This window comes from Nonomuraea sp. NPDC003560 (assembly GCF_042878785.1).
GTDB lineage: Bacteria > Actinomycetota > Actinomycetes > Streptosporangiales > Streptosporangiaceae > Nonomuraea.
In genome coordinates, this window is record NZ_JBIAOF010000045.1 from 1 (window position 1) to 1,186 (window position 1,186).

Genomic DNA, 1,186 nt, shown 5'->3' on the forward strand with positions numbered 1-1,186 from the left:
AGAAAGCAATCGAGCAATATCTACCTACGGTTAAAAGGCAGGACTTATGATGAGTGAAAAGTTAAAGACAATTAAAGTGGACCAATGTCAAATATTTAGACACAAAATGAGCTATATTTTTGGAAAGTCAACGAAAAACTAGACACGGAGTTAAGAGAATTTAAGAATTATATTTTTCAAAGTCTTTTGGAGACTTGTAATCAAGACCTGAATGCATCCTTTTTGTATTGTAATAGGTCTCAATGTATTTAAATATTTCTTGAGTAGCCTCAGCTCTTGTCTCAAAATGAGCATCATTAATAAGCTCCCTCTTTAGCGTCTTATAAAAAGACTCCATCATTGCATTGTCATATGGATTTCCTTTACGACTCATGCTAGATTGAGCACCGACTTGACGAAGAGTAGATTGATAACGAGAGCTTGTATATTGACTCCCTTGATCAGTATGGACAATCAAGCCAGGCTGAGGATGTTCTTTCCCACAAGCTTGTAAGAAGCAATCCCTCACCAGTTTATCTTGCATCCGTGAAGACATTGACCAGCCTACAATCTTACGTGAAAAAACGTCGATATTCACGGCTAAGTATAAGGTGCCTTCTTTGGTAGGGATATAGGTCATGTCTCCCAGCCATACTTTATTAGGAGCTGTTGCTTTAAAGATCTGATTAATTAAATTGGGGCTTGAAAGCGAAGCTCCTTTTCTGTTGTAATGTTTATATTTATAACGGCTTCCCTTGGCATAAAGTCCCATCAAGTGCATCAGTTTCCCAACACGTTTCGTGTTGGTCATAATACCAGTATTATGAAGTACCTTGGTAATTCTAACCGCACCATAGCGTCCCTTATGCTCATGAAAGACAGCTTTTATCTTCTCTGAGAGAATTTCTCTCTCCACTTGTTGTTTTGAAGGACGACGATGCATGTATTCATAGAAACCTGAGCGAGAAACCTTAAGAACTTTTACTGCATGTTTAATTTTTATCTTCCCATGATGTTTCAAGAGAAATTCAAAACGTTTTACTTGCTTCGCTTCAAGAAGACCCGGAACTTTTTTAGAAGTTCAAGTTCCTCCTGAAGATAACGATTTTCTTTCTCTAACAATTTAATCTTATGTTGGGCATCAGCTAGGGCTGTCCCATTGCCTGGAAAAGCACTTTCTCCATATTCTTCAACTTCTTGAACCCAG

Annotated in this window: 1 pseudogene; it reads right to left on the minus strand. The window is 37.9% G+C overall.

Features of this window, described 5'->3' with window-relative positions:
* Positions 1–160: 160 nt before the first annotated feature.
* A pseudogene (locus tag ACFYUV_RS51440) lies at positions 161–1,186 on the minus strand (IS3-like element IS1068 family transposase); the annotation flags it as partial.